Genomic DNA, 25,270 nt, shown 5'->3' on the forward strand with positions numbered 1-25,270 from the left:
CGGAAGAGAGATTTCCCATGGTCTGGACCGCGATTTCGACCCGAAACGAGACACCGCCCATCGCGCGCGGCGGGTGGCTCGACGCCCTGCGTTTCATTGTGGCCTCAATGATCATCCTGCATCACTTCCAGGCGGCGGGCCCGGTTCCGCTGGCGGAAAGCCTGCATCCGGTGTTCGAGCGCGGCGGCTTCCTGCTGACCAACTTCTTCCTGATCGACAGCGGCTATGTGCTCATGCGCGTCTATGGCGGCGCCGTGGGACGCGGCGCGATGTCGCCGGGCGACTTCTTCATCAAGCGGCTCCTCAGGGTCTATCCGGCGCACCTGATCATGGGTCTGGCGCTGGTGGCGCTGGTGTTGCTGAGCGCCGCCTTCGGCATGTCGCCGCGCAATCCGGAATGGTTCGCCTGGGACCAGTTGCCGGCGCAGCTGACCCTGACCCAGGCCTTCGGCATTCACGGCGGCCTGGGCTGGAACGCACCGAGCTGGTCGGTCTCGGCCCTCGTGGGCTGCTATGTCCTGTTCCCCTATATCCTGCGGGCGCTGAAGAGCGTCGGGCCGTGGGGCGCGCTGGCGGGCGTCATCCTGCTGTATCTCGTCGCCAACGAGGCCTGCCACGCCTTCCTCGGCTACCCCGTCTATCAGATGCCCCTGAAGTTCGGCTTCCTGCGGGCCCTGCCCCTGTTCATTCTCGGCATGGGGCTGGCGGTGTTTTCGGAGAAGGTGTTCGTGGCGCCGCGCCTGGCCCGGATCGTCGGCGTCGTGGCGGCCGTGGGGCTGGCGATCGTGCAGTTCTACGGCAAGAACGCCCTGATCAGCCTGACCTTCATCTCCCTGATCATCCTCGCGGCGGGCGCCATCCCGGTGCTGCGTCCGTCGAAGCTGGTCGAGCGGGCCAGCGTGGTGTCCTTCTCGATGTTCATCACCAACGAGGTGGTTCGCATCGCCTGGTTCGGCGTCGCCAATGTCATGATCGCGAAATACGCCCTGTCGACCGAGATCCAATGGGCCATCTGGGGCGCGGGAGTGCTGGCCGCCGTCGGCTTCGCCTTCGCCTTCCACGCCGTGATCGACGACCCGATGCAGACCTGGATCAAGCGCCGGCTGGCGCGCGGCCGGACCTCGCGCCGACCGGTCGAACAGGGCGCGGTGGTCTCGATCGAGGGATGATCGGCTTTAGTGGGAGGACATCTTTGAGAAGACGTTCATCACCACCACGCCTGAGATGATCAGCGCCATGCCGATGACGGCGGGCGCGTCCAGCTTCTGGCCATTGAAGGCCCATGCGGCGGCCGAGATCAGCACGATGCCGGCGCCCGACCAGATGGCGTAGGCGACGCCGGTCGGAATCGACTTCAACGTGATCGACAGGAAGTAGAAGGCGACCGCGTAGCCGACGACGGTCACCACGGTCCACAGCGGGCGGCTGAAGCCGTCCGACTGCTTCATGGCTGTGGTGGCGATGACTTCGGCGACGATGGCTGTGGCGAGCATGATGTATTTCATGCCCGCCCGGCTAGCACACGCAATGCGGCGCAAATCGGGCGGGCCGCGCGCGCGGGGCGGCTTCTTCGGCTTCACAACTGATAGCGTTCGGCCTGTGTCTGACGTTCCACTCATGGCCTCGTCAGGGATCGTCGGCTTGCGGGCGGATGCGCAATCGTGCGCATTGGGAGCCATGTCTCCGGGTCTGCTTCGCGACGTCTACATCACGGGAACCGGCGCGTTCCTGCCCGGCGAACCTGTCGGCGTCGAGGCGATGGAGGACTTCATCGGCCGCATCGGCGGGCGCAGCTCCGCCGTCGGTCGGCGGGCCCTGCGCTGGAACGGGGTCGAGACGCGCCACTATGCCCTGGCGCGCGAGGGGCGCCCGCTGCATTCCAACGCCTCGATGACGGCGGAGGCGACGAAGGCGGCGCTGGAGGATGCAGGGTTGTCGATCGGCCAGCTGGGCCACCTCGCCACGGCCACGACCCAGGGCGACTATATCGTGCCCGGCCACGCCAGCGCCGTGCACGCCGAACTGGGCGCCGGCCCCATCGAGATCGCCAGCTACCAGTCCGTCTGCGCCTCCGCCCTGATGGCGGCCAAGGGGGCGTGGCTGCAGGTCCGGGCCGGAGAGGCCGAGGTCGCGGCGGCGGCGGCGGGCGAGTTCTCGTCTCGCTGGTTCCGGCCAGAGTTCTATGAGGGCACGTCGCTGGTCGACGCCAAGGGTCGGGCGCGGGTCGAGGCGGACTTCCTGCGCTTCACCCTGTCGGACGGCGCGGGCGCTGTGGTGATGGAGCCGAGGCCGAAGCCCGACGGCCTGTCGCTGAAGGTCGAATGGATCGACCTGACCTCGCTCGCAGGACGGTTCGATCCCTGTATGTGGGCGGGCTCCACCTTCGCCGACCGGGCCGATATGAAGTCAGCGTGGAGCCACGCGGGACCCGTGGCGGCCCATGCCGCCGGGTCGATCGCCCTGGTGCAGGATTTCGAGCTGTTGAAGATCGTCATCCGCGCCTGGATCGGGGTCTGGCTGGAGAAGGTGGATCACGGGCGGATCGTGCCGGACGCGGTCGACCACCTGCTGTGTCACTATTCGGCCCGGTCGCTGCGGGAGGAGATCGTCTCGGTCCTGAACAGCACCGCCGCCATGATCCCCGAGGAAAAGTGGTTCTCGAACCTGCCGACCGTGGGCAACATCGGCGCGGCCTCGATCTGGGTCATGCTGGACGCATTTATGAAATCGGGGCGGGCGAAGCGGGGCGAGAAGGTCCTGCTGATCGTGCCCGAGAGCGGACGGGCCATGGTGGGGTTCATGATGTGCGAGGTGGTGTGATGAACCACAATGTCCGCTCATCCCCGCGAAAGCGGGGACCCAGTTCTGTGGACGTTGACCATTGGTCCGCGTGCGTTGCTGTTGATCCCCGACGCCGTGCCTCACAAAAACACTGGGTCCACGCCTTCGCGGGGATGCACGGAGAAAAGAATGGCTGACGGGCAAACACCGGCAGTGGATCAAGTTTCAGACACCCTGCGCAAGCTGGCGGTGGTCTTTGCTGACTTCGAACAGCGGCTGGAGGCGACGCCGCTGATCCGAAAGCTGACGCGCGGCCGGTTCGAACTGGCCGACTATCAGCTGTTCCTGATCAACCTGCGCCAGCAGGTGAAGGACGGGGCGCTGTGGATGAGCCGGGCGGCGTCGAACGTCGGCGAGGCCCATCTGGAACTGCGCTCGACCCTGATGCGCCATGCGGTGACCGAACATCGCGACTTCCGCCTGCTGGAAGCCGACTTCGTCTGTTCCGGCGGCGAGGTCGAGGTGATCCGCTCGGCGCCCAAGAACGTCGGCTCCGAGGCCCTCTCGGCCTGGATGTTCCATGAGGCGTCGAAGCCCGATCCCTTCGGCCTGCTGGGCGCCATGTTCATCATCGAGGGGCTGGGCTCGATCAAGGCCGCGCCCTGGGGCCGGCTGGTCAAGGAGCGGCTGAGCCTGCCCGACGAAGCGGTGCGGTTCCTGCTCTACCACGGTGAGAACGACGCCGAACACATGCAGGAATTCGAAGAGATGCTGCGCATGGTCCTGCCGGACGCGGCCGTCGCCGAGCGGATCGTCATGACCGCCAGGGTGACCGCCCGCCTCTATGCCCTGCAGATCGAGGAGATCGCCGCGTGAGCCTGTCCGACGGGGGCGACACGGCGGAGTGGAAGACCGATCCGTTCGACGCGCGCCGCTATGACGCCAACGATCCCGACCCGTGGCTGGCGCTCTATCTCGACCACTCCCTGCCGATCGATCCGCAGGCCAAGCGGGCGCTTCTGCTGGGCGCGCGGTCGTGGTCCCGGCGCTGGCTGTTCCCGGTCTCGCGGCCGCTGGTCTTCCTGTTCTTCGGCCTCGTGAAGGTGCTGAGAGCGATATCGCCGCGCTACCCGAACCTGAACGGCCTGCTCCACAAGTCCATCCACTGGGGCCTGCGGACCTTCGGGTCGCCGGAGTGCAACACATTGATCCTGCGGCACTTCCACGTCGGGACGGAGCTGCTGGCCTTCATGAAGGCCAATGCCGGGATCGACCCGGCCCTGGTCAAGACTGTGCCGCTGAAGCCTCTGACGCTGAAGGATCTGGAGGATAATGTCTTCCTCCAGCACGACCTGAACATCTTCAACTTCATCATCGAGCTGAACATGGCGCTGCGGGCGGCGGGCAAGGAAATCACCCCGCCGGAGCGGGTCGACTTCTCCATGCTGTCGGACATCGAGCCGGACTTCGAGACCTTCCCGACCGGCTTCCTGAACCGCATCGACATCCAGACGGCGGTGGAGTTCTACACACCTCTCTATGCCCTGATGCTGCCCCGCGCCGACTTCATGCGGGCCAGCCATTCGCTGCAGCTGGACGAGATCGTCGGCATCTATATCGGGCGGATCCTGGGCACCGACTACCACATACATTTCGTCAAGAACGGCCACCCGCTGGTGACGTTGTCGACGCTGCAGGCGGGGTTCCGGCTGATGATGCACGGTCTGGACTGCGAGGCCATGCACGGCTGGCTGCGGGTGCTGAAGGCGAGACAGGCGGCGGGGCTGCCGCTGGATCCGAGGGACCCGACGGGCGGACCGGAGCTGGGTTAGGCTCTTTCAATCCGTGCATCCCGCAAAGGCGAGGATGCACGGGACATCTAGGGCGCGGGCGAGATGCAGCCGGGCCGATTCGCGAACAGCCGCGCCAGGTCGTCCGCCCGACGGTTCAGCACCATGCGGCGATTGATCGAGCCCTTGTCGGAGACCTCGTGCGCCTCGGGGTCCGGCGGGTCGGCGAGGAAGAGCAGGCGGGCGATGCGACTCGACTGGCCGGGATTGTCGCGGTTGTGGGCGGCAAGCGCCCCGGCGACGGCCGACACGACGGCGGGGTGTCCGGTGTCCGTCCCGCCGGTCAGGCGACGCACGCCCTCCCCGTCCGCCCAGGCAAGGACGGCGACCTCGGCCTGGCCATCACCGCAGATGACGACCTCGCGCACCACCCCGGCGAGCCGGCCGATCAGGGAATCCCTCAGGCGACCGGCGATGACGAAGGTGCCGTTCATAAGCTTGAACTGTTCGGCGCGGCGGCCGGCGAAATACAGTCCGCCCTCCGGCCGGTCACGGTCGTGGAAGTCGGCGAGGTCCTCCATGCGCAGGAACCCCTCCTCGTCGAAGGCCGCAGCGGTCTGGTCCGGGTCGGCGAAATAGCCGGGCGTGACGGACGGCGCCTTGACCCGCACCTCATAGACGCCGTCGCAGGGCGCCAGCTTGAACGCCGCGCCCGGGACGGGCAGGCCGATGCCGACGCGGGTGTCCTCCCACCAGGTGTAGCTGATCGCCGAACCGGTCTCGGTTGAGCCGTAGCCGGAGACGAAGACGAACCGCCGTCCCGTGGCGCGCACCGCGATCCGTTGCAGCCGGTCATGCAGCGCCTGGGGCAGGCCCGCACCGCCGAACAGCATGGCGCGCAGCTCGGTGAAGAAGTGGCGAGCGAAGTCCCCATCGGCCTCCAACGCATCGGCCAGCATCGCATAGCCGTTCGGCATGGTCCCGTAGTAGCGAAGCGGAATCTCCTTCAGATTCCGGATCGTCTCGTCGAACTTGCCGGGCATCGGTCGCCCGTCGTCAATGTAGAGGGCGCCGCCGAGGCAGGTGATATTGGTCATCAGCGACGAGCCGGCGATGTGGCTCCAGGGCAGCCAGTCGAGCGCCTGACGGTCCCAGGCGAAGGCGTCGCCCATGGCCTGGAAGCCCGAATGGGTGTTGCCCGTCGCCATGGCCATGGTGTGGATCACCGCCTTGGGCCGTCCGGTCGAGCCGGAAGTCAGGAGGTAGCGGGCCGGTTTCGTCGGATCGAGGGCGGCGATGTGAGCGGACAGGTCCGGCGCCGGGAAGCCGACAGCCTCGCTCCAGTCGACGGCGCCCGGAATCCCCGGCGCGGCGGTGACAATGATCGCGTCATCGGGTGCGACGGCGGCGATGGCTGCGGCGAAGAGCCCGCCCTGTTCCGCGTAAACCAGGCCTGGCCGGATCAGGTCGACGACGTGACGCAGCCGCTCGAAGTCGGTCGACAGCAGCGAATAGTTGACGCTGACCGAGGTGACCGGGACGCCCGCCGCCATTCCGGCGAAAATCAGGACCGCATGGTTCAGCGAATTCTCCGACAGGACCAGGATCGGCCGGTCGGCGGTCACCCCGCGATCCATCAGCCAGGCGGCGACCGAGGCCACGCGCGACCAACCCTCGCCGTAGGTCAGTCGGGTCCAGTCCCGCTCCGGACCCTCTCGCCTCGCCAGCCACAGCCTGTCCGGCGTCGCATCGGCATGACGCCGGAAGGTGGCGGCCAGGTTGGGGTCGTAGGGTTTCAGCAGCGCCCTGGCAGAGACGATGACCACCCCGTCGGGACGACGCTCGATCTCCACCCCCACCTCTCCGAACCGCACCGGGCGACAGGGCGCGGCGGTCAGGTCGATGGCGGAAAGCGCGTCGGTCATGGCGCGATCCTAAGCCCGGCCAAGTCACTTGCAAATCAGGATTTATCGACGGGCGACGCGTGGCGCGATCTGGTGCTAGGATCGACTCGGCCCAGCGCAGATCGGGTTGAAGACAAAGACCAGTCCGCGTGACGCTTCCCCCCACCCGCAACCTGATCATGGGCAACCCCGTGGCCCGCGCCTTCGCCGTGACCGGCGACGCCTGGACCCAGTTGATCCTGCGCGAGGCCTTCTATGGCGCGCGGCGCTTCTCGCACTGGCGCGATCGGCTGGGCATGCCGCGCAGCGTCCTGACCGACCGGCTGAACCGGCTGACGGCCGCGGGCCTGCTGGAACAGCGCGAGGCCAGGGGGTCGGCGACGCGGATGGAATACCGGCTGACCGAGATGGGTCTCGACATGTTCGGGGTCGCGGTCATGCAGGGTCAGTGGGAGCGGAAATGGGCGCGTTCGCCGCTGCAGGAACGCTACGCCATGGCCTTCTTCGACCGGGAGACGGGCGCCCGGGTCACGCCAGCGGTCTTCGACCATGAGGGCGGTCGACCGATCGAGCCGCATCACGTCCGCTGGGAGGCACGCGAGGGCCTGGTCCCCATCGCCCCGCCGACCTCGCGGCGGCGGCGTACCCAGCCGATCGAGACCGACCGGGCGATCATCGATCGCTCGACCGACATCATGGGCGACTACTGGAGCTGGGCCGTGCTGGCTGCCGCCTTCTTCCGCCTGCGGCGGTTCGACGAAATCCACGAAGCGCTGGGCGTGGCGACCAACATCCTCGCCGACCGGCTGAAGATCATGGTGTTGCAGGGGGTGCTGGAGAAGCGCCTCTATCAGCAGGCGCCGCCGCGGTTCGAATACCGGCTGACCGAGGCGGGCCGCGACCTCTATCCGATGATCATGGCCATGCACGGCTGGTCGGAACGATGGCTGTGCCCGGACGGCTCGCCGCTGCGGCTGATCGAAACCGGGACGGGCGACCCGATCTCGGCAGTGGTCTGCGACATCGCGACCGGGCGGAAGATTGACCCGCGCAACATCCGCTGGGAGGTCGAGGCGGCGGCGCCGGTCGAGACCAGCGCCGCCTGAGTCCGATCAGAAACTACGGCTGATCGCGATGCCGTAGGAGCGTGGCGGGCCGAAGACGCTGAAGCCCACCCCGACGTTCTTGATGATGTGCTGCTGGTATTCCTCGTCGCCCAGGTTTTTGCCGTAGACGGCGATCTTCACCCCGTTCGCGGCCTCCCAAGACGCATAGGCGCCGACCAGGCTGTGGGCCGGCGAGCGGACCTCAGGATTGTTCGACGGGTCGAAGAAGAAGTCGTCCGTCCATTGATAGTCGATGCGGGCAGCCAGCTCGCCGCCCCACATATCCCACTCGCCGTCGGCGTACAGGGTGTACTGGCTCTCCGGCGAACGCGGCAGGATCAGGCCGTTGTAGCGGAGGATCGAAGCGCCAGAGACGGCGTTGGACGTGTAGTGGGCGTCGAGCGAGGTGTAGGAACCGCCGATCGTCAGGTTGTTCGTGACCGCGAAGGCGCTCTCGATCTCATAGCCATTGACCTCGGCCTGGGCGTTGGACGTGACCAGGTTCAGACCCAGCAGCTCATAGACCTGCAGATCGTCGTACTCGAGCTTGAAGGCGGCGGCGTTGAAGCGCAGCCGGCCGTTCATCACAGTCGACTTGATTCCGAGCTCGTAGTTGTCGAGCAGTTCCGAGCGCAGCGGCGTGCCGGCCTGGACGCCCGTCTGGGCGCCTGACGGGAAGGACCCGGCCTTGTAGCCCCGGTCATAGGAAGCGTAGAGGCGCACGTTGTCGAACGGCTCGACCGCAAGGGCGATCTTCCAGGTCGGCTCCTCGAAGCTGGCCTCGGCGCGGACGTTATAGGGGGACCCGGTCGGCCCCAGGGGGATGCCGACGGGCGGGTTGAGACCGAGGTCATTGTCCAGCGCGACCTGATGGATCTCGCGCTCGTCATGGGTCCAGCGGGCGCCGAGGGTCAGTTCCCAGATATTGGCGAACGGAATGGTCGCCTGACCGAAGGCGGCGTAGCTCGAGTTCGCGGCCGTCTGGTTGAAGGTAGTGTCACCGCCGAACGACGGCGGCGCGATCGGCAGGGCGGCCTGGACGATGAAGCGCTCCGAGCGGTCCACGTCCTCGCTGAAGTAGTAGACACCGGCGACCCAACTGACAGCCGAGTCCGGCTTGGAAACCAGGCGGAACTCCTGGCTGAACTGGCTGGCGTCTTCCGTGGCGCGGTCATCGACCGCCAGCGGGAAGTTAGGGAACGGCAGCCCGCCGAGGTTATCGCGCCAGCTGTATTCGTTGTTGCGATAGGAGGTCAGGGAGACGACGTCGAACGCCTCGGCGGCATACTCGGCCCGCACCGTGGCGCCCCAGTTGTCGCGGTCCTGATAGTTGTCGGGCGAGGAATAGCTCTGGCGAACATCCAGCCCGGTGCGAAGGCCGTTGATGAGGGCGACAAAGGCCGGAGCCGTGCTCGGCGTCGTGACCGGAATACGGGCGTGACCGTCCATCCGGTCGCGAGAAACATCGACCGATCCGGTCAGGGTCCAGGGACCGGCCTCGGTCATCAGCGAGACTCGCGCACCGAACTGGTTGCCGCCCTCCAGCCCTCGCCCTGAGGGCACGTTCTCGGCATAGCCGTCGTTGGAGTTGACTCGGACGGCCAGGCGGGCGGCCGAAGCCTCGCCCATCATGCGGTTGATCACCGCCTCGCCGCCCCATTCGTTGAAGCTGCCATAGCGCAGCAGCGCCATCGTCGTGTCTTCAAGCTGGGGCTTGCGGGTATAGACGTTCAGCGCGCCGCCCGAGGCGTTGCGGCCGTAGAGGGTGCCCTGGGGCCCGCGCAGGATCTCGACCCGCTCGATGTCGAGGAAGGCCAGGGAACTGGCTCCAGCTCGACCGATGGACACCTCGTCAATGGAGACCCCGACGGACGGGTCGCTGGCGGCCGAGTCGCTCGTGGTGCCGACACCGCGGATGTAGAGCTGGGGCTCGCCGATATTGAACTGGGTCAGGGTCACGCCCGGCGCCTTGGACGCCACATCCTGGATGCCCTGGGCCGCCGTACGCTCCAACGTCTCGGCGTCGAAGGCTGTGATGGCGATCGGCACGTCCTGCAGCGACTGTGCGCGACGCTGGGCGGTGACGATGATGTCGTCCAGCGAGGCGGCCTCGTCCTGCGGCGCGGGCGTTCCAGTACTTTGGGCGAAAGTCGGCGTGGCCAGGCCGGCGGCCAGAATCAGCACGGCGGCGGACGCGGTCTTCCCGATGATGGTCTTCATGTTGGCGGTCCCGTTCCCATGATTGGCCCCCTGTTGCCGGAAGCTCTGCCGAGAGGCTTGCGCCAACAGACCAGATTTGCAAGTCCTTTTACGCAAGTGTTGAGCGAGGAGAGTTCATGGCCGACCGATCGCTGGAGAACCGTGTTATCATCGTCACGGGCGCTGGGCGCGGCCTGGGTCTGGCCTATGCGCTGGATCTGGCGGCGCGGGGCGCGAGTGTGGTGGTCAACACCCGACCCAGGGCTCAGGGCCAACCGGCCTCAGCCGATGCGGTAGCCGCCCGAATCCGAGCGGAGGGCGGCAAGGCCGTGGCCTGCGCCCTGGCCGTCGAGCAGGACGGAGCCGGAGACCGGCTCCTTGCGGCGGCGCTGGACGGGTTCGGTCGCATCGACGGGCTGATCAACAACGCCGGGGTGCCCGAGGCGATGAGCCTGCACAAACAGAGCATCGAACAGGTGCGGGGCGTCTTCGACATCAACTTTTTCGGAACCCTGACGGCGACCCTGCCGATCTATCGGCACATGCGCGAACAAGGGTCGGGCCGAATCGTGATGACCACCTCGGCAGCCGGCCTGCACGGAGTGCACGGCATGGCGGCCTATTCGGCGTCGAAGGCGGCAGTGATCGGCCTGATGCGGGTCATCGCCCTGGAGGGCGGGCCCAAAGGCGTCCACGCCAACGCTGTCGCCCCCTACGCCCTGACCGCCATGACCGAGAAATACGTCGACGAGGCCACCGGCGCAGCCATGCCGACCGAACTGGTCGCGCCTGTGGTCAGCTGGCTGGTGAGTGCAGGTTGTCAACTGAACGGCGAGACCCTGGTCGCCGGGGCCGGCAAGGTACGGCCCGCCTGGCGGATCGAGGGGCCGGGACTGGATTTCGGACGGGATCCGGACATGCTGCTGGAGCGGTTCGACGCGGGCCGCGAGGCGATGATGTCTGTCGAGACCTGGACGCGTCCCCATGACGGCATAGCCGCTCTCAAGGAGTTCCTGGCCGCCACGCCTCCCAGGGCGTGAGACCTGACTTGCGTTAAGATACCACCACGCGTAACTTGCCTTTCTGGATGGATGGAGCTTGAGCCATGGCCGACGACGCCGCCGTAGCCCGCAGGATCTCGACCGGCGAATTGACCGGCCTTAACACCCTGAACCCCTATCTGCAGGGCCTGTACGAGCCCGTCGCGACCGAGACGACGGCGCTGGAACTGCCGGTCATCGGCGAGATCCCGAAGGATCTGCACGGGTCCTTCGTCCGCAATGGCCCGAATCCACATGAGGCGCCAGAGGGGATGCACCACTGGTTCGACGGCGACGGCATGATCCACGCCGTCTATTTCGAGAACGGCAAGGCGGAGTACCGCAACCGCTATGTCGGCACCGACGACTATCGCGCCGAGAAGGCCGGCAAGGCGATCGGTGCCGGCGGCGTCCTGATGCCGTCGTCGAAGTCGCGGCCGGATTCGACGCGGGGCGAGCTTGTCTACAAGGACACGGCCAACACCGACCTGGTCTTCCATAACGGCTCGCTGATGGCCCTGTGGTACATCTCCGGCAAGCCGGTGCGGGTCGATGCGCGCACCCTTGAGACGCTCGGCAACGAGACCTTCGGCGGCGCCCTGTCACGCCACGTTTCGGCCCACGGCAAGGTCGATCCGAGGACGGGCGAGTTCTGCTTCTTCGACTACTCCCTGACCGAGCCGTGGATGACCTGGGGCGTGGTGTCGAAGGACAACGTCCTGACCAATTTCCAGCGCGTCGACCTGCCCGGGCCGCGTCTGCCGCATGACATGGGGCTGACCGAGAACTACGTCATCCTGCACGACCTGCCGGTGGTCTTCACCGAGGGCGGGCTGCGCAACCACATGTGGCAGATCAAGGTGGCGGACCAGCCGGCGCGGTTCGGCATCGCGCCCAAATACGGCACGGGCGACCAGATCAAATGGTTCGAGACCGAGACCTGCTACATCTATCACGTCGTCAACGCCTGGGAGGACGGCGACGAGGTCGTCATGACCGCCTGCATGATGCAGCCGAACGGCTTCCCGCCAAAGCCGGCCTATGGCCCCTACGCCTCGATGGTCAACGTTCTGGCGCTGAACGCCGTGCCGGTCGAGTGGCGGATGAACATGGTCACGGGCGAGGTGAAGAAACGCCAGCTCGACGACCGCATCGGCGAATTCCCTGTGATCAACCTCGACCACACCGGCGCCAGGTCGAAATGGTCCTACCACGTGTCGATGGCGCCGGAGGAACTGCAGCGGTTCGATGGTCTGCTGAAGTACGATCTCGGCACCGGTCAGGCGCAGGAATACAAGTTCGGCGGCGGCATCGGCGGGTCCGAGCCCGTGTTCGCACCCCGCGTCGGATCGACGTCCGAAGACGACGGCTATGTCGTGGTCTTCGCCACGGCGCCGGACGGAACCTCGGAGGTGCAGGTCCTGAACGCCCAGGACTTCGACAAGGGCCCGATCGCACGCATCCCCCTGCCCGTGCGCGTGCCGGCCGGATTCCACGGAACCTGGGCGCCCGGCGACCAGATCGCGGCCTGATCCGAACCTCGGGGAGTAGCTTGTGACCGCATACATTCTGGACGCCGTGCGCACGCCGCGCGCCAAGGCCCGCCCCGACGGAGGCCTGGCCTCGATGAAGCCGCATGAGCTGATCGGCGGTTTGATCGACGCCCTGGACGCCCGCAACGGCGGCGCGGCGCGGAAGGTCGACGCTCTGATTCTGGGAGCCGTCGGCCAGGTCGGGGCGCAGGGGGCGAACGTCGCCCTGGTGTCCAAGATGTACGCCGGGCTGCCGGACGAGGCCTATGCCTGGTCGATCAACAACTACTGCGTCTCGGGCCTGACCGCGATCGGGCAGGCGGCGCAGATGATCGAGGCGGGCGGGGCGAAAACCGCTCTGGCCGGCGGGGTCGAGATGATGTCGCGCGTGCCTTTCATGGGCGACAAGGCCGACTACTACGAGGACGCCAGCTTCCCGCCGCGCACCCGCTACATCCCCGTCGTCGTCGCCGCAGACCGGTTGGCGGAGGACCTCGGCGTCAGCCGCGAGGAGATGGACGCCGCGGCCCTCACCTCGCAGCAAAGGACGGCCGCTGCCGAGGGCACGCCACTGGTCAAATCCCGAATCCCGCTCAACGGCCTCGACAAGGAGGAACCGGCCCGGGGCTCGACCACCGCCGAGAGCCTGGCCGCCATGCCCGCCGCCTTCGGCGCGCTGGGCGAACAGTATGCCGAGGCTCTGGAAGGCAGGGTCATCGACCACCGACACACCGTCGCCCACGCCCCGCCGATGTGCGACGGCGCCGGCCTCGCCATCGTCACCGGCGAGGCGGCCGGGGCGCGCGCAAAGATCGTCGCCTATGCCGAGGCAGGCGGCGACCCGGCCGCGTCCCTGACCGCCGGGTTCACGGCCATGGACCGGGCGCTGGCCAGGGCGAACCTGAGCCTCGACGACATGGACCGGATCGAGTTCATGGAGGCCTTCGCCGTCACCATCGTCAAGTTCATGCGCGAGCGGAAGGCCGACCCCGACAAGGTCAATGTCGGCGGCGGCCACATGGCCAAGGGCCACCCGATGGGGGCGACCGGCGCCATCCTGCTGTCGTCGCTGCTGGATGCGCTCGACGCCTGCGAAGGACGCTACGGCATAGTCGTGGCGCACGGAGCCCAGGGCGTCGGCTCGGCGATGATTGTCGAGCGACTGGGCTGATGGACGGGTCCGCGACCAGTCTGGACGACCGTCGCATCGCGCTGATCGCGCGTCATGCGCCGACGCTGGCGTCCGCCATCGACGCGGTCGAGACCCGCAAGAGCTGGAGCCCCTACAGCGACAGTCCGTCCACGAAGATCCACGGCCCCGACAAGCCGGGCGCGGGCAAGGCGGCGTTCGAGGCGCGTCTGGGCACGACCTTCGACCTGGGCCAGCCCGGCGTCGTCGGCGAGGTCGGCGAGGAGGTATCGCCCTTTACCCAGAAGCCGCTCGGCATCCTCTATCCGAAGAGCGATCCGGAGGCCCTGGTCGCCGCCGCCGTCGGTGCCATGGGCGACTGGCGCGAGGCCGATTTCGAGCTGCGCATCGCCCTCTGCCTGGAGATGGCGGCGCGTCTGTACGATCGAAATTTCGAGATGGCCCACGCGGTCATGCATGTCGCCGGCCAGAGCTATACCCAGGCGTTCAGCGGCTCCGGCCCCAATGCGCTGGACCGGGGCGTCGAGGCCCTCGCCTATGCCGCCAAGGCGATGCGCGATGTGGCGCCGTCGGCGACCTGGCGCCGCACCTTCGCCGGTGAGCAGGTCACCCTGGAAAAGACCTATGTGCTGGTCCCGCGCGGCGTGGGGCTGGTGATCTGCTGCGCCTCCTTCCCGACGTGGAACGCCTATCCGGCGATGTTCGCCAGCCTGGCCACCGGCAATCCGGTCATCGTCAAGCCGCACCCCATCGCCATCCTGCCCATGGCCATCGTGGTCGAGACCAGCCGCGCCGTGCTGACCGAGTTCGGCTTCGATCCCAACCTGGTGACGCTCGCCGTCGATACCCTCACAGATCCTGTCGCGCAGACGTTGGTCGACGACCCGCGGGTGCAGATCATCGATTTCACCGGCAGCCCCCGCTACGGCGGCTATCTCGAACGCACCGTCGTCGGCAAGCAGCTGTTCACCGAGACGGCGGGCGTAAACACGGTGGTCATCGAGAGCGTCGCCGATCTTGATGCCGTCGCCCGCGCCGTCGCCCGTTCGTCCAGCCTGTTCTCGGCCCAGATGTGCACCAGCCCGCAGGTGATCTACATCGCGCCCGATCTTTTCGAGCCCATGTCCGCCGCCATCGTCGAACAGATCGACGCCATCGCCTCCGACCCGGCGCAGGCGGCCGGCATCATGGGCGCGATCCAGGGCGAGGTGTCCCTGACGGTCGTGGCCGAGGCGCGCGCCGCCGTCACAGACCTGGCCGGGGTGCGGACGCTCCGCGAACCCGCGCCCTACGCCCATCCGCAGTTCCCGGACGCCCGCACCCTGACCCCGCTGGTCATCGCCGTGGAGGACGGCCAACACGTCGATCTGTATGCGGAGGAACGGTTCGGTCCGGTCCTGTTCCTGGTAAGGAAGGACGCCGGCGCGGCGGTCATGGAGGCGACCTGGCTGGCCCGCACCAAGGGCTCGATCTCGTCCTACCTTTATTCGACCGACGAGGAATTCATCGACAGCGCCACGCCGGCCTATGAAGCGGCTGGAGCCAATCTGTCGATCAACCTGACCGGCGCGATGTGGATCAACTTCGCCGCCGCATACAGCGACTATCACGTCACCGGGCTGAACCCGGCGGGCAACGCCTGCCTCGCGGACCTCGCCTTCGTCGCCTCGCGTTTCCGCATAGTCCAGCGAAGACGGCCCGGGGCGTGAGCGGCGACGTCTTCATCGCCGGGATTTCGATGACCCGCTTCGGCAAGCGGCCGGACGACAGCGTCAAGTCCCTGACCGCGGAGGCCGTAAGAGCCGCCCTTGCCGACGCGGGCGCAGCCGTCGGCGACATCGAGGCGGCCTGGTTCTCCAACACGCGCCAGCCGATGCTGGAGGGCCAGAACACGGTGCGGGGCCAGATCGCCCTGCGGCCGCTGGGTCTGACCGGTATTCCGGTCGTGAACGTCGAGAACGCCTGCGCCTCGGGCTCGACGGCGCTGCTCTCGGCAATCCACTGGATCAAGGCCGGTGCGGGCGATATCGCCCTGATCGTCGGGGTCGAGAAGATGGTCTGGCCGGACCGCCCCGAGCGCGTCGCCGCGGCCTTCGCCGGGGGCACGGACATCCACGACCGCGAGGGGGTCGTCGCCTATATCCGGTCGATGGGCGGCGAGGACCCCGGGCCCGACCGCAGCCTGTTCATGGACCTCTATGCCGCCCAGGCCCGCGCCCATATGGCTCGCTACGGCACGACCCAGGAAGACTTCGCCCGTATCGCGTCCAAGAACCACAGCGTCGGCGCCCTGAACGAGCGCGCCCAGTACCGCACGCCCATGACGGTCGATCAGGTCCTGGCCGACAAGCCCGTGGTCTTCCCCTTCACCCGCGCCATGTGCGCCCCCGTCAGCGACGGTGCGGCGGCGGCGGTGGTCTGTTCGGCGGCCGGTCTGGCGCGCCTGTGCGGGCCTGGCCGGGCTGTCCGCGTGCGCGCCTGCGTCCTCGTCAGCGCCAGCGACCGGGCGGCGAACGCACTCGAGAATCATATCGGCCGCCGCGCGGCGGCGAAGGCCTACGAACAGGCCGGCATCGGGCCGGTCGCCGTCGATCTCGTTGAGGTCCATGACGCCACCTCCTATGCCGAGGTGCAGCAAATCGAGAACCTGGGTCTGGCCGAACCGGGCGCCGTCGGCGCCCGCCTTCGCGCAGGCGACTTCGCCCTGGGCGGCCGGACGCCGGTCAATCCGTCGGGCGGTCTCGTGTCCAAGGGGCATCCGGTCGGGGCGACCGGGATCGCCCAGCTGTTCGAGTTGACCACCCAGTTGCGCGGCGAGGCCGGGGCGCGGCAGGTCGAGGGCGCGCGCATCGCCGCGGCCGAGAACGGCGGCGGCTTCCTCGGCGTCGAGGAAGCCGCGACCGTCGTGACCATTCTGGAGCGGGCGGCATGACCCACCCGATCCGCGCCCTCTATGACAACCGGGCCGCCAAGGCCGATCGTCCCGCCCTGTTCGATGGCGATGTGACCCTGAGCCACAGCGAATTGATCTCACAGGTCGAGGCGGCCGCCGGCGACCTGGCGGCGCGCGGCGTCGGACCGGGCGACCGTGTCGGACTGTGCGCGCGGAACAGCTGGCGCCACGTCGTCGCCTATCTGGCCATCCTGCGGGCCGGGGCGGTGTGGACGCCGCTCAATCCCCGCAACGGCGCCCGTTTGAACAGCGACTTCCAGGCGCGCGCGAATCTGGCCCTGACCCTGATCGACGCCGCATCGAGCGAGTCCGCCGGCGCCTCAGCCAACCCCCTGTCGCTGGAGACCTGGCTGGATGGCGTGGGCGCCGCGACGCCGCCTCCGATCACGGATGATCCCCGCGCGCCGTTCGCCCTGAAGTTCACCGGCGGCTCCACCGGCGTGCCCAAGGGCGTCGTCCAGAGCCAGGCCAGCGGCGCGGCGGCGTTGCGCTCGCTGTCCGAGTTCTACGGTTTCAATGCCGGCGATGTGAACCTCGCGGTGGCGCCCCTGACCCACGGGTCATCCCACTACGTCCTGCCGGTGCTGGCGGCGGGCGGAGCTCACGTCCTGCTGGCCGAACCCGACCGCGCGGCGATCCTGACCGAACTCAAGGCGAGGGTGACCACCGTCTTCATGCCGCCGACCCTGATCGCCTTGCTGATGGGCGAGGCCGAGTTCCAGCCCGACGACTTCCCCCGCCTGCGCCACCTGACCTATTCCGCCGCGCCCATGTCGCCGGACCGGATCGCCCAGGCTATCGCCCGTTTCGGTCCCGTCGTCTCCACCCTGTACGGCCAGACCGAGGCCCCCATGACCATCACCGGCCTGTCGCCCGCGGAGATGGCCAATCCCGATATGAGGGCCAGCGTCGGACGGCCGTTCGCGGACACGCCTGTGCGCCTGCTGACGACCGACGGCCATCTGGTCGAGCGGGGCGAGGGCGAGATCATGGTCGGCGGCGACCTGACCCGGACCCATTATCTGGACGCGCCGGACCTGACCGCGGCCTCGCGTCAGGACGGCTGGCTGAAGACGGGGGACATCGGGCGGATCGGCGAGGACGGCCTGTTGCATCTGATCGGCCGGTCGAAGGACCTGATCATTACCGGCGGCTACAATGTCTATCCGGGCGAGGTCGAGGCGGCGCTGAACCTGCATCCGATGGTGCGCGAGGCGTGCGCCTTTTCCGAGCCCGACGACGTCTGGGGCGAGCGGCTGGAGGCGGCGGTCTCTGTAGCCCCCGATGCGGACGCCGCCGCCATCACCGCCTTCGTCCGGGACCGGATCGGCCCGGTGCGCACGCCCAAGCGGCTGCACCTGCTGGACGCCCTGCCCCGCAATCCGGTCGGCAAGGTGGTGCGAGACGACGTCCGCGCCCTATGTCGAACCACGCAACGACCGCTGGAGCTTGCCCGATGATCGTGATCCCGAAGGACCGCATCAAGGAGATGAAGTCGAAGGGCTGGTGGGGCGACCAGACGCTGGACGACCTGTTCCAGAAACATGTCGCCGCCCATCCTGACATCGAGGCTCTGGTCGATCCGTTGAACGCTGCCGATGTCGTCGGCGGCCAGCCCGACCGCCTGACCTGGCGCGAGACCGCCCATGCCGTCGATCGGCTGGCGGCGGTCCTGGTCGCGCATGGGATCACCAAGGACAAGGTCGTCGTCATCCAGCTGCCCAATATCGCCGAACTCAGCATCGCCTATCTGGCCTGTCTGCGGCTGGGCGTCATCGCCAGCCCGGCCCCGGTCCAGTACCGCGAGAGCGAGCTTGCCTACATCATCGACAGGACCGATGCCGTCGCCGCGATCACCGCCGACCGGATCGGGAAGCAGCAGCACGGCCAGATGATCGTCGCGCTCAAGGCCCGCTGCCCGACGCTGAAGACCGTTTTCGTCCTGGGCGAGACCTGCCCGGCCGGCGCGCTCGATCTCGAACCCCTGATGGACGGGGTCACCGGCAGACAGCACCGCGCGGCGCAGAAGGCGGCCAGGGAGGCCCGCATCACCGCCGACGACATCTTCACCATCTGCTGGACGTCCGGAACGGAGGCCCAGCCCAAGGGGGTTCCCCGCAGCCATAACGAATGGATCATCATGGGCGCCGGCGTCATCGACGCAGCGGACCTGGAGCCGGGGGCGCGGCTTCTGAACCCCTTCCCGATGGTCAATATGGCCGGCATCTCGACGGCCTTCATCGGCTGGCTGCTGCTGGGCGGCGTGCTGATCCAGCACCAGCCCTTCGACCTGCCGATCCTGCTGCGCCAGATCCGCGAGGAGAGGATCGACTACACCGTCGCCCCGCCCGCCGTTCTGAACCTGCTGCTGCAGAACGAGGCGCTGCTGGAGGGCATCGATTTCAAACGGTTGAAGTCCATCGGCTCGGGCTCGGCGCCCCTGTCGGAATGGATGGTGCGGACCTTCCACGAGAAGCATGGCGTGCAGATCGTCAACTATTTCGGCTCCAACGAAGGGGCCTCCTTCCCCAGCGCCCTGAAGGACATTCCGGACCCGGCCGAGCGCGCCACCCTGTTTCCGCGCCTGGGCGACGGGTTCAAATGGAACTGCCTGCTCCATGACCGGATCTTCACCCGGCTGGTCGAGCCGGAGACGGAGCGGGAGATCACGCAATCGGGCCAGCCCGGCGAGCTGCGGGTCAAGGGCGCGACCATCTTCTCGGGCTACTGGCGTGCTCCGGAGATCAATGCCCGGGCTTTCGACAAGGATGGCTGGTTCCGCACCGGCGACCTGTTCGAACTGGCCGGCGACCGGCTGCAATATCTGAAATTCGTCGGGCGGCTGAAGGACATCGTCATCCGGGGCGGGATGAACATCTCGTCCGAGGAGATCGAGAACCACCTCGTCGCCCACCCGACCGTGGCCGAGGCCGCCGTCGTCGGGGCGCCCGACCCGAACCTCGGCGAGCGTCTGGCGGCCTTCGTCGTCTTCCGGCCGGGCCAGACGGCGACGATGGAAGAGATCAATCGCTTCCTGACCGTCGAGCGCCAGGTCGCCGTCTACAAGCAGATCGAGCGGCTGGAAACGCTGGACGCCCTGCCCCGCAATCCGGTGGGCAAGGTGCTGAAACGCGACCTGCGCGCCGCCTTCAACCAGACCGAGACCGTATGACCCCCCCCTTCGACACGCTTCGCCTGCCCGTCTTCGCCGCGCCCATGTTCCTGGTCTCGGGACCGGAGATGGTCATCGCCGCCTGCAAGGCCGGGATCGGCGGGGCCTTCCCGACCACCAACTGCCGCACGGTCGAGGACCTTGACGGCTGGATGGCCCGGATCACCGGAGCCCTGAAGCCCGGCGACGCGCCCTGGATCGCCAACCTGATCACTCATTCGACCAATGCGCGTCTGGCCGAGGATCTGCGCCTGGTGGCCCAGTACAAGCCGCCGGTCGTGATCACCGCCCTGGGGTCGCCGAAGCCGGTGATGGAGACGGTCAAGGCCTACGGCGGGCTGGTGTTCGCCGACGTCATCTCCATGACCCTGGCGAAGAAGGCTGCAGCTGCCGGGGTCGACGGCCTGGCCTGTGTGAGTGCGGGCGCGGGCGGACACACCGGGCACCTGTCGCCCTTCGCCTTCATCTCGGCGGTGCGCGAGTTCTTCGACGGCTATATCGCGGTCGGCGGCGGCGTGGGCGACGGGGCCGGGATCGCGGGTGCGGTCGCGGCCGGGGCGGACTTCGTCTACATGGGCACCCGCTTCCTCGCGACGACCGAGAGCATGGCCCAGCCCGCCTACAAACAGATGGTCATCGACTCCGGGCCGGACGATCTGGTGGTGTCGGACTCGGTCACCGGCACTGCCGCCTCCTGGCTGAAGCCGTCGTTGCGGGCCGCGGGTCAGGACCCGGACAATCTGGGCGGGCCGGCCGTGCGCGACTATGCCTCCGGCGGCGACACCAAGCGCTGGCGAGACATCTGGGCCGCCGGCCAGGGCGTCGAGTCGGTCAAGGCCGTGGAGCCGGTCGCCGACGTCGTCAGCCAGCTTGAGAGAGAGTACATCGCCGCAATCGAGCGCTTCGAACGCAAGACGTCCAGGCGCCCGGCCCTGCGCGGGGCGGCGTGAGCGAACCCGTCCGGTTCAAACTGGACCCGACCGTCGACGGGCTGGACCTGCTGCGGCGCTGGATGGCGGCGGGCGACGGCGTCGGCGGCTTCCTGAAGCGCCTGGGCGCGCATCCGGTCGAGGCGCGCGAAGGCTTCGTGCGGGTGGCGCTCGACATCGACCCGGGCCACGCCAACTTCATCGGCCTGGTCCACGGCGGGGTGACGGCGGCCCTGATCGACATGGCCGGCGGGGCGGCGGTGATGAGCATTCTGAAGCCCGGCGAGACCCTCGTGACGAGCGATCTGACAATGCGGTTCCTGAACGCCGCGCCCAGCGACACGGCGCGGCTGGAGGCGACGGGAACGGTCACCTGGCGGGACGACCGCAAAGCCGTGGTCGCGGCCGAGGTACGCACCGATACGGGCGTGGTGGTGGCTCAGGGGACCGTCGGCGTCGCGATCCGGGCGGCGAGATAAATCCTCCCCCATTGGGGGAGGTGGCGCGTAGCGCAGCGAAGTGACGGAGGGGGCTCACCCCAAACGCCGTATTCGCGGCGAGCCCCCTCCACCGCTTCGCGGTCCCCCTCCCCCGATGGGGGAGGAATGGCGCGCTAAATCCCGACCACGAAACTGACCGTCGTCGTGGTCGACCCGCCGATATTCAGGGTCTGGACGTTCCTCGCGCCCTCGACCTGATAGTCGCCGGCCGTGCCCGTGGTCTGTTTGAAGGCATCCAGCGCCATCCGCACGCCCGTGGCTCCCACCGGATGCCCGCAGCCGATCAGCCCGCCCGACGCATTGATCGGCAGTTTCCCGCCCATCTCGATGTCGCCGGCCTCGATGGCCTTCCAGCTCTCGCCCGGGGCGGTCAGGCCCAGGTGGTCGATGGCCATATATTCGGTCATGGAGAAACAGTCGTGGGTCTCCACCGCGTCGATGCCCGACAGGTCGAGACCGGCCCGGGCGCGGGCGTCGTCGATGGCGCGCTTCACCTGGGGGAAGACGTAGGGCTGGCCCTCGCTGGCCTTGATCTTGCGGCCGTAGTCGATGGGGGCGTTGCGGTGGCCCCAGCCCTTGATGCGGGGGATGCTCTCCAGCGGGATGCCGCGTTTCCGGGCATACTCAGCGGCGCGCTCGGGTGAGGCCAGGATGACCGCGGCGGCGCCGTCGGTGACCTGGCCGCAGTCAGTCTTGCGGACGCGGCCCTCAATGACCGGATTGGCCTCGTCGTCGTCGGTGAAGCTGGCGTTCGAGAAGCTGTAGTTCCGGGTCTGGGCGTTCGGATTGCGCCGGCCGTTCTCGAAATTGATTTGCGAGATGCGACGCAGATGGGCCTCGTCGATGCCGTAGCGGCGATCATACTCTTCGGTCAGGTCGGAGAAGGCGCGCGGCCAGGCGTAGGTCGCGTCCAGATATTCGTGCCCGGCCCAGGCCGCAGCGCCCAGATGCTCGGCGGCGGTGACGCCGGGAACGTTGCGCATCATCTCCAGACCCAGGACCATGGCCGTGCCGTAGCGGCCGGACTCGATATCGGCCGCAGCGGCCATGATGGCGAGGCTGCCCGAGGCGCAGGCGGCCTCGTGGCGCGAGGCGGGCATGCCGGTGAACCGCTCGTCGGTCATGGCGAAGAAGCCGCCCAGCATCCCCTGACCGGTGAACAGGTCGCCGACGAAGTTGCCGACGTGGCCCACGTCGATGTCCTCGGGTTCCAGACCGGTCTCGGCCAGGGCGCCGTGGACGGCCTCCGCGAAGCCGTCGCCGATCTCCAGCCCCTCGCGGGCATAGTTGCGCGCGAAGTCCGACTGCCAGCCCCCAAGAATGTAAGTCATAGGATATAGGTCATGTCAGGCTATCCTTACGCTGCCTTGGCCGCCAGCATCGCCTTCGAGGCCCGGATGGTCTCGCCCTGTTCCCAGGTCGCATGGGTGCCGCTGGAGATCCGCCCCGGCAGGATGATGCGCGCCACCGGACCGTCGGCCAGTTTGCGCGCATCATAGATGACGCATTCGGACCGGTCTTCAATCATGTCGGTGACATAGGTGATCAGGTAGCCGTCGTCCTCCTCGGTCGCCCCGACGCGCGGCGCGAAACCGGGCTCCGAGCCATACCGTTCCGGCCCGAAGTCGATGGCCCAGCTCTCGAGCGAATCCATGTCGTGCTTGACCAGGCCGGTGAACAGGAACCAGCCCGGCTTGGACACGGCGGAATAGGCCCAGCGATATTTCACGCCCGCGAACTGGTTGTTGATGATGCCGAACTCCAGCACCCGGTCGTCGAGCCGCTGCTCCGTCGTCTCGCCGGTCGTCAGGTTGAAGCGCCAGCGGTGCAGCTTGGGCTGCAGCATGTTCTGATCGAGGAAGGTCATGATCCGCTCATGCCCCGGCCAGGCGTCCGGACTGGTCTTGGGCACCGGATTGTCCTGGAAATAGCCGTCCAGAACGACTGTATCGCCGTCCTCCCAGGCATTCAGGAAGTGAAGCACATAGGTGGCGTCACCCTCGAACCATTGGACGTCGGCCTCGCCGCCGAAGCGGGGGATCAGGCCAAAGCGGGACTTCATGTCGGGGTGGAAGCGGGCGACGTGGAAGCCCTTGGGCAGCAGATCCTGCTCCCAGAACAGGGGGAAGTCGTTGAGGATCGACCAGTTCGTCGTGAAGGCCATGTCATGCGGCAGGCGCGGCCCAGGCAGGGGCACGGGCGTGAGGTGCTTCAGTCGATTATCGGCGCCGACGACGCCGTAGTGCATGTAGGGCGCGGCCTTGGAATAGTTGAAGAACAGCAGTTCGCCCGTCTTCGGATCGACCTTCGGATGGGCCGAGATGCCCTCCGGCGGGCACCAGCCGTCCGTGCCCATCGGCTCCAGCGTATAGGGATCCAGCCGATAGGCCTCGCCACACTGGTAGAAGGTCGAGAGAATGGCGCCGGCGTGAATGATGACGTCGGTCGAGGACGAGTCCTTCAGCCCGCCGTGCGCGCCCCAGCCGGGCTTCTCGGACAGCGACGGATGCTCGGCCAGACCGGCCCACAGGGCGCGACCCGCCTCCTGCTCCGCCTCGAAACCCCGGGTACGGACGAAACGGTTGCGATAACTGGCCTTGCCGTCCCTGAACGAGATCGCATGCAGCATGCCGTCGCCGTCGAACGGATGATAGCGGCCCAGAGGCTGGTGCACCGGGTTTTCGGTGTTGCGCACATAGACGCCGTCGATATCGGTCGGGATCACCCCGATGACCTGCATGTCGTCGACGGTGTGCTCCTCGTGCTGAGGCGTCCAGGCGCCCTGCATATAGGGATGCTCGTGGTCGGTCAGTGTGATCTTCAGCGGCGCCTGCCCGACGCCATCCTTGAAGGATGTGCGGGCCTCGCCCGTCTGTTCCAGTCCCATCGGTCGCTCCTCAAGCCGCCGGACTGTCGCCCAGTGGGTTGCGTTAGCATACCATGCTTGCGGCGAATGGCGAGGGGGGATTAGTATGAAAGTGAAAGCGATGCCGGACACGCCGGCGCATGAGGGAAACGACCATGGCCGATCATACCCCGCCCGCGCTGGATTTTGACGGCCTCAGGCCGCCCAGCCCCTTCATGACGCCGGAGCATGACGCCTGGCGGAGCCAGCTGCGCAACTTCGTGAACGGCTATATCGCGCCGCATCTGGACGAATGGGACGCGGTCTCCGACTTCCCCGACAGCCTCTACAACGACGCCGCCCGGGAAGGGATCAGCGGCATGGGCTTCCGTGAGGACCTGGGCGGCACCGGCGAGAACGTCGACCTGTGGCATCGGATCATCTTCGCCGAGGAGTTCTTCCGCATGGGCTCAGGCGTGGTTTTCGCCGACCTCGCCACGCCCTGGATCGCCCTGCCGCCCATCATCAACGGTGGAACGCCCGAAATGCTGGACCGCGTCGCCCGGCCCGTGCTGGCCGGGGACAAGAAAATCGCCTTCGCCGTGACCGAACCCGGCGGCGGGTCGGACGTGTCGGGCTTCACGACGACCGCCGAGCGCAAGGGCGACGTCTTCGTTGTCAACGGCGGCAAGACCCTGATCTCCGGCGCCATGAAGGCCGACTATCTGCTGACGGCGCTTCGCACCGGCGGCCCGGGCATGGGCGGCCTGTCGATGCTGCTGATCGAGACCGACCGGCCGGGCGTGACACGCGGCTCCCTGCCAGGCCTGCAATGGTACAACCGCAACAACGGCTGGCTGAACTTCGAGAACGTCAAGGTGCCCGTGAGCAATCTGGTCGGCGTCGAGAACCGCGGCTTCGCCGGCCTCGCCAGCCAGTTCAACATCGAGCGGTTCTCCGGCATCGCCGCCACCCTGGCCATGACCCGGACCTGCGTCGCCGAGGCCATCGCCTTCGCCCGCGAACGCCAGACCTTCGGCAAACGGCTGATCGACCACCAGGTCATGCGCCACAAGATCGTGGACATGGTCCAGCGCATCAAGGTCGCCTACGCCATGCTGGACATCCTGGTCTGGCGCTTCGGCCGGAGCGAGGTCCCGGTCGCGGACCTGGCCCTGCTGAAGGTCCAGGCGACGACGACGCTGGAGCACTGCGCGCGTGAGAGCCTGCAGGTTCTCGGCGGCCGCGCCTATACCGGCGGCAACCGCGTCGAGCGAATCTACCGGGAGGCCCGCATCTTCGTCATCGGCGGGGGTTCGGAAGAGATCCTGCGCGACCTGGCGGCGAGGCAGATGGGGTTCTAGCCACC

The 25,270-nt window shown here is 67.7% G+C and carries 20 protein-coding genes; 15 read left to right on the forward strand and 5 right to left on the reverse strand.

The window, feature by feature from the left end; translation table 11 throughout:
• Positions 1-17 precede the first annotated feature (17 nt).
• Entirely contained in the window at positions 18-1,169 is a 1,152-nt protein-coding gene (locus ACP7AB_RS00885; protein ID WP_425987987.1) for an acyltransferase family protein, read from the forward strand.
• A 6-nt stretch (positions 1,170-1,175) separates the two neighbouring features.
• Here ACP7AB_RS00885 and ACP7AB_RS00890 read toward each other — a convergent pair whose 3' ends face one another.
• Positions 1,176-1,505: an SMR family transporter gene (locus ACP7AB_RS00890; protein WP_425987989.1), complete on the reverse strand. Its 330-nt coding sequence runs from the start codon at positions 1,503-1,505 to the stop codon at positions 1,176-1,178.
• A gap of 172 nt (positions 1,506-1,677) precedes the next feature.
• On the opposite strand from ACP7AB_RS00890, the gene ACP7AB_RS00895 reads away from it, so the two are divergent.
• The 3 genes from ACP7AB_RS00895 (at position 1,678) to ACP7AB_RS00905 (ending at position 4,613) form a co-directional block, all read left to right on the forward strand.
• Complete coding sequence (locus ACP7AB_RS00895) at positions 1,678-2,820, forward strand: beta-ketoacyl-ACP synthase III (RefSeq protein WP_425987991.1); 1,143 nt, start codon at positions 1,678-1,680, stop codon at positions 2,818-2,820.
• Positions 2,821-2,970: 150 nt separating this feature from the next.
• Complete coding sequence (locus tag ACP7AB_RS00900; RefSeq protein WP_425987993.1) at positions 2,971-3,657, forward strand: iron-containing redox enzyme family protein; 687 nt, start codon at positions 2,971-2,973, stop codon at positions 3,655-3,657.
• Entirely contained in the window at positions 3,654-4,613 is a 960-nt protein-coding gene (locus ACP7AB_RS00905; protein ID WP_425987995.1) for a DUF6999 family protein, read from the forward strand. The genes ACP7AB_RS00900 and ACP7AB_RS00905 overlap by 4 nt, the downstream gene beginning before the upstream one ends.
• Positions 4,614-4,660: 47 nt before the next feature.
• Here ACP7AB_RS00905 and ACP7AB_RS00910 read toward each other — a convergent pair whose 3' ends face one another.
• On the reverse strand, positions 4,661-6,496 hold the full coding sequence (locus ACP7AB_RS00910; protein WP_425987997.1) for an AMP-binding protein: 1,836 nt from the start codon (positions 6,494-6,496) through the stop codon (positions 4,661-4,663).
• Positions 6,497-6,624: 128 nt separating this feature from the next.
• Between ACP7AB_RS00910 and ACP7AB_RS00915 the strand changes: the two genes are divergently transcribed.
• Positions 6,625-7,581 carry a winged helix-turn-helix transcriptional regulator gene (locus tag ACP7AB_RS00915; RefSeq protein WP_425987999.1) on the forward strand — a complete coding sequence of 319 codons (957 nt, stop codon included), beginning with the start codon at positions 6,625-6,627 and terminating at the stop codon, positions 7,579-7,581.
• A gap of 6 nt (positions 7,582-7,587) precedes the next feature.
• Here the strand turns inward: ACP7AB_RS00915 and ACP7AB_RS00920 are convergent, their stop codons facing one another.
• Positions 7,588-9,801, reverse strand: coding sequence for a TonB-dependent receptor (locus ACP7AB_RS00920; RefSeq protein WP_425988001.1), 2,214 nt, complete (start codon positions 9,799-9,801; stop codon positions 7,588-7,590).
• Positions 9,802-9,917: 116 nt separating this feature from the next.
• On the opposite strand from ACP7AB_RS00920, the gene ACP7AB_RS00925 reads away from it, so the two are divergent.
• The 9 genes from ACP7AB_RS00925 to ACP7AB_RS00965 all read left to right on the forward strand — a co-directional run bounded on the left by ACP7AB_RS00925 (position 9,918) and on the right by ACP7AB_RS00965 (position 21,035).
• Positions 9,918-10,820: an SDR family NAD(P)-dependent oxidoreductase gene (locus tag ACP7AB_RS00925; protein ID WP_425988003.1), complete on the forward strand. Its 903-nt coding sequence runs from the start codon at positions 9,918-9,920 to the stop codon at positions 10,818-10,820.
• 65 nt (positions 10,821-10,885) lie between these two features.
• Positions 10,886-12,352, forward strand: coding sequence for a carotenoid oxygenase family protein (locus ACP7AB_RS00930; protein ID WP_425988005.1), 1,467 nt, complete (start codon positions 10,886-10,888; stop codon positions 12,350-12,352).
• Positions 12,353-12,374: 22 nt separating this feature from the next.
• On the forward strand, positions 12,375-13,523 hold the full coding sequence (locus tag ACP7AB_RS00935; protein WP_425988007.1) for a thiolase family protein: 1,149 nt from the start codon (positions 12,375-12,377) through the stop codon (positions 13,521-13,523).
• Positions 13,523-15,211 (forward strand): aldehyde dehydrogenase family protein, encoded by a 1,689-nt coding sequence (locus ACP7AB_RS00940; RefSeq protein WP_425988009.1) that lies wholly within the window; start codon positions 13,523-13,525, stop codon positions 15,209-15,211. Before ACP7AB_RS00935 ends, ACP7AB_RS00940 begins: the two co-directional genes overlap by 1 nt.
• Complete coding sequence (locus ACP7AB_RS00945) at positions 15,208-16,434, forward strand: thiolase family protein (RefSeq protein WP_425988011.1); 1,227 nt, start codon at positions 15,208-15,210, stop codon at positions 16,432-16,434. Before ACP7AB_RS00940 ends, ACP7AB_RS00945 begins: the two co-directional genes overlap by 4 nt.
• Complete coding sequence (locus tag ACP7AB_RS00950; protein ID WP_425988013.1) at positions 16,431-17,915, forward strand: class I adenylate-forming enzyme family protein; 1,485 nt, start codon at positions 16,431-16,433, stop codon at positions 17,913-17,915. The genes ACP7AB_RS00945 and ACP7AB_RS00950 overlap by 4 nt, the downstream gene beginning before the upstream one ends.
• Positions 17,912-19,627 carry a class I adenylate-forming enzyme family protein gene (locus ACP7AB_RS00955; protein WP_425988015.1) on the forward strand — a complete coding sequence of 572 codons (1,716 nt, stop codon included), beginning with the start codon at positions 17,912-17,914 and terminating at the stop codon, positions 19,625-19,627. The genes ACP7AB_RS00950 and ACP7AB_RS00955 overlap by 4 nt, the downstream gene beginning before the upstream one ends.
• Entirely contained in the window at positions 19,624-20,577 is a 954-nt protein-coding gene (locus tag ACP7AB_RS00960; RefSeq protein ID WP_425988016.1) for an NAD(P)H-dependent flavin oxidoreductase, read from the forward strand. Before ACP7AB_RS00955 ends, ACP7AB_RS00960 begins: the two co-directional genes overlap by 4 nt.
• Positions 20,574-21,035 carry a PaaI family thioesterase gene (locus ACP7AB_RS00965; protein WP_425988018.1) on the forward strand — a complete coding sequence of 154 codons (462 nt, stop codon included), beginning with the start codon at positions 20,574-20,576 and terminating at the stop codon, positions 21,033-21,035. The genes ACP7AB_RS00960 and ACP7AB_RS00965 overlap by 4 nt, the downstream gene beginning before the upstream one ends.
• 134 nt (positions 21,036-21,169) lie before the next feature.
• Here the strand turns inward: ACP7AB_RS00965 and ACP7AB_RS00970 are convergent, their stop codons facing one another.
• Entirely contained in the window at positions 21,170-22,387 is a 1,218-nt protein-coding gene (locus tag ACP7AB_RS00970; protein ID WP_425988020.1) for an acetyl-CoA acetyltransferase, read from the reverse strand.
• Between the two features lie 26 nt (positions 22,388-22,413).
• A complete protein-coding gene (locus ACP7AB_RS00975) occupies positions 22,414-23,943 on the reverse strand; it encodes a carotenoid oxygenase family protein (protein ID WP_425988022.1) in 1,530 nt (509 codons plus the stop codon).
• Between the two features lie 134 nt (positions 23,944-24,077).
• Between ACP7AB_RS00975 and ACP7AB_RS00980 the strand changes: the two genes are divergently transcribed.
• Positions 24,078-25,265, forward strand: a complete 1,188-nt coding sequence (locus tag ACP7AB_RS00980; protein WP_425988024.1) for an acyl-CoA dehydrogenase family protein — start codon at positions 24,078-24,080, stop codon at positions 25,263-25,265.
• Positions 25,266-25,270 lie beyond the last annotated feature (5 nt).

Source organism: Brevundimonas sp. TWP3-1-2b1, assembly GCF_049896165.1.
GTDB classification, from domain to species: Bacteria; Pseudomonadota; Alphaproteobacteria; order Caulobacterales; family Caulobacteraceae; genus Brevundimonas; species Brevundimonas subvibrioides_B.

Bases quoted from the DNA above. Each gene is read 5' to 3' on its own strand.
- ACP7AB_RS00940 (WP_425988009.1), top strand. From the start codon at position 13,523: ATGGACGGGTCCGCGACCAGTCTGGACGACCGTCGCATCGCGCTGATC.
- ACP7AB_RS00885 (WP_425987987.1), top strand. From the start codon at position 18: ATGGTCTGGACCGCGATTTCGACCCGAAACGAGACACCGCCCATCGCG.
- ACP7AB_RS00920 (WP_425988001.1), bottom strand. From the start codon at position 9,801: ATGAAGACCATCATCGGGAAGACCGCGTCCGCCGCCGTGCTGATTCTG.
- ACP7AB_RS00955 (WP_425988015.1), top strand. From the start codon at position 17,912: ATGATCGTGATCCCGAAGGACCGCATCAAGGAGATGAAGTCGAAGGGC.
- ACP7AB_RS00970 (WP_425988020.1), bottom strand. From the start codon at position 22,387: ATGACTTACATTCTTGGGGGCTGGCAGTCGGACTTCGCGCGCAACTAT.
- ACP7AB_RS00980 (WP_425988024.1), top strand. From the start codon at position 24,078: ATGGCCGATCATACCCCGCCCGCGCTGGATTTTGACGGCCTCAGGCCG.
- ACP7AB_RS00900 (WP_425987993.1), top strand. From the start codon at position 2,971: ATGGCTGACGGGCAAACACCGGCAGTGGATCAAGTTTCAGACACCCTG.
- ACP7AB_RS00890 (WP_425987989.1), bottom strand. From the start codon at position 1,505: ATGAAATACATCATGCTCGCCACAGCCATCGTCGCCGAAGTCATCGCC.
- ACP7AB_RS00910 (WP_425987997.1), bottom strand. From the start codon at position 6,496: ATGACCGACGCGCTTTCCGCCATCGACCTGACCGCCGCGCCCTGTCGC.
- ACP7AB_RS00950 (WP_425988013.1), top strand. From the start codon at position 16,431: ATGACCCACCCGATCCGCGCCCTCTATGACAACCGGGCCGCCAAGGCC.
- ACP7AB_RS00925 (WP_425988003.1), top strand. From the start codon at position 9,918: ATGGCCGACCGATCGCTGGAGAACCGTGTTATCATCGTCACGGGCGCT.
- ACP7AB_RS00960 (WP_425988016.1), top strand. From the start codon at position 19,624: ATGACCCCCCCCTTCGACACGCTTCGCCTGCCCGTCTTCGCCGCGCCC.
- ACP7AB_RS00895 (WP_425987991.1), top strand. From the start codon at position 1,678: ATGTCTCCGGGTCTGCTTCGCGACGTCTACATCACGGGAACCGGCGCG.
- ACP7AB_RS00975 (WP_425988022.1), bottom strand. From the start codon at position 23,943: ATGGGACTGGAACAGACGGGCGAGGCCCGCACATCCTTCAAGGATGGC.
- ACP7AB_RS00930 (WP_425988005.1), top strand. From the start codon at position 10,886: ATGGCCGACGACGCCGCCGTAGCCCGCAGGATCTCGACCGGCGAATTG.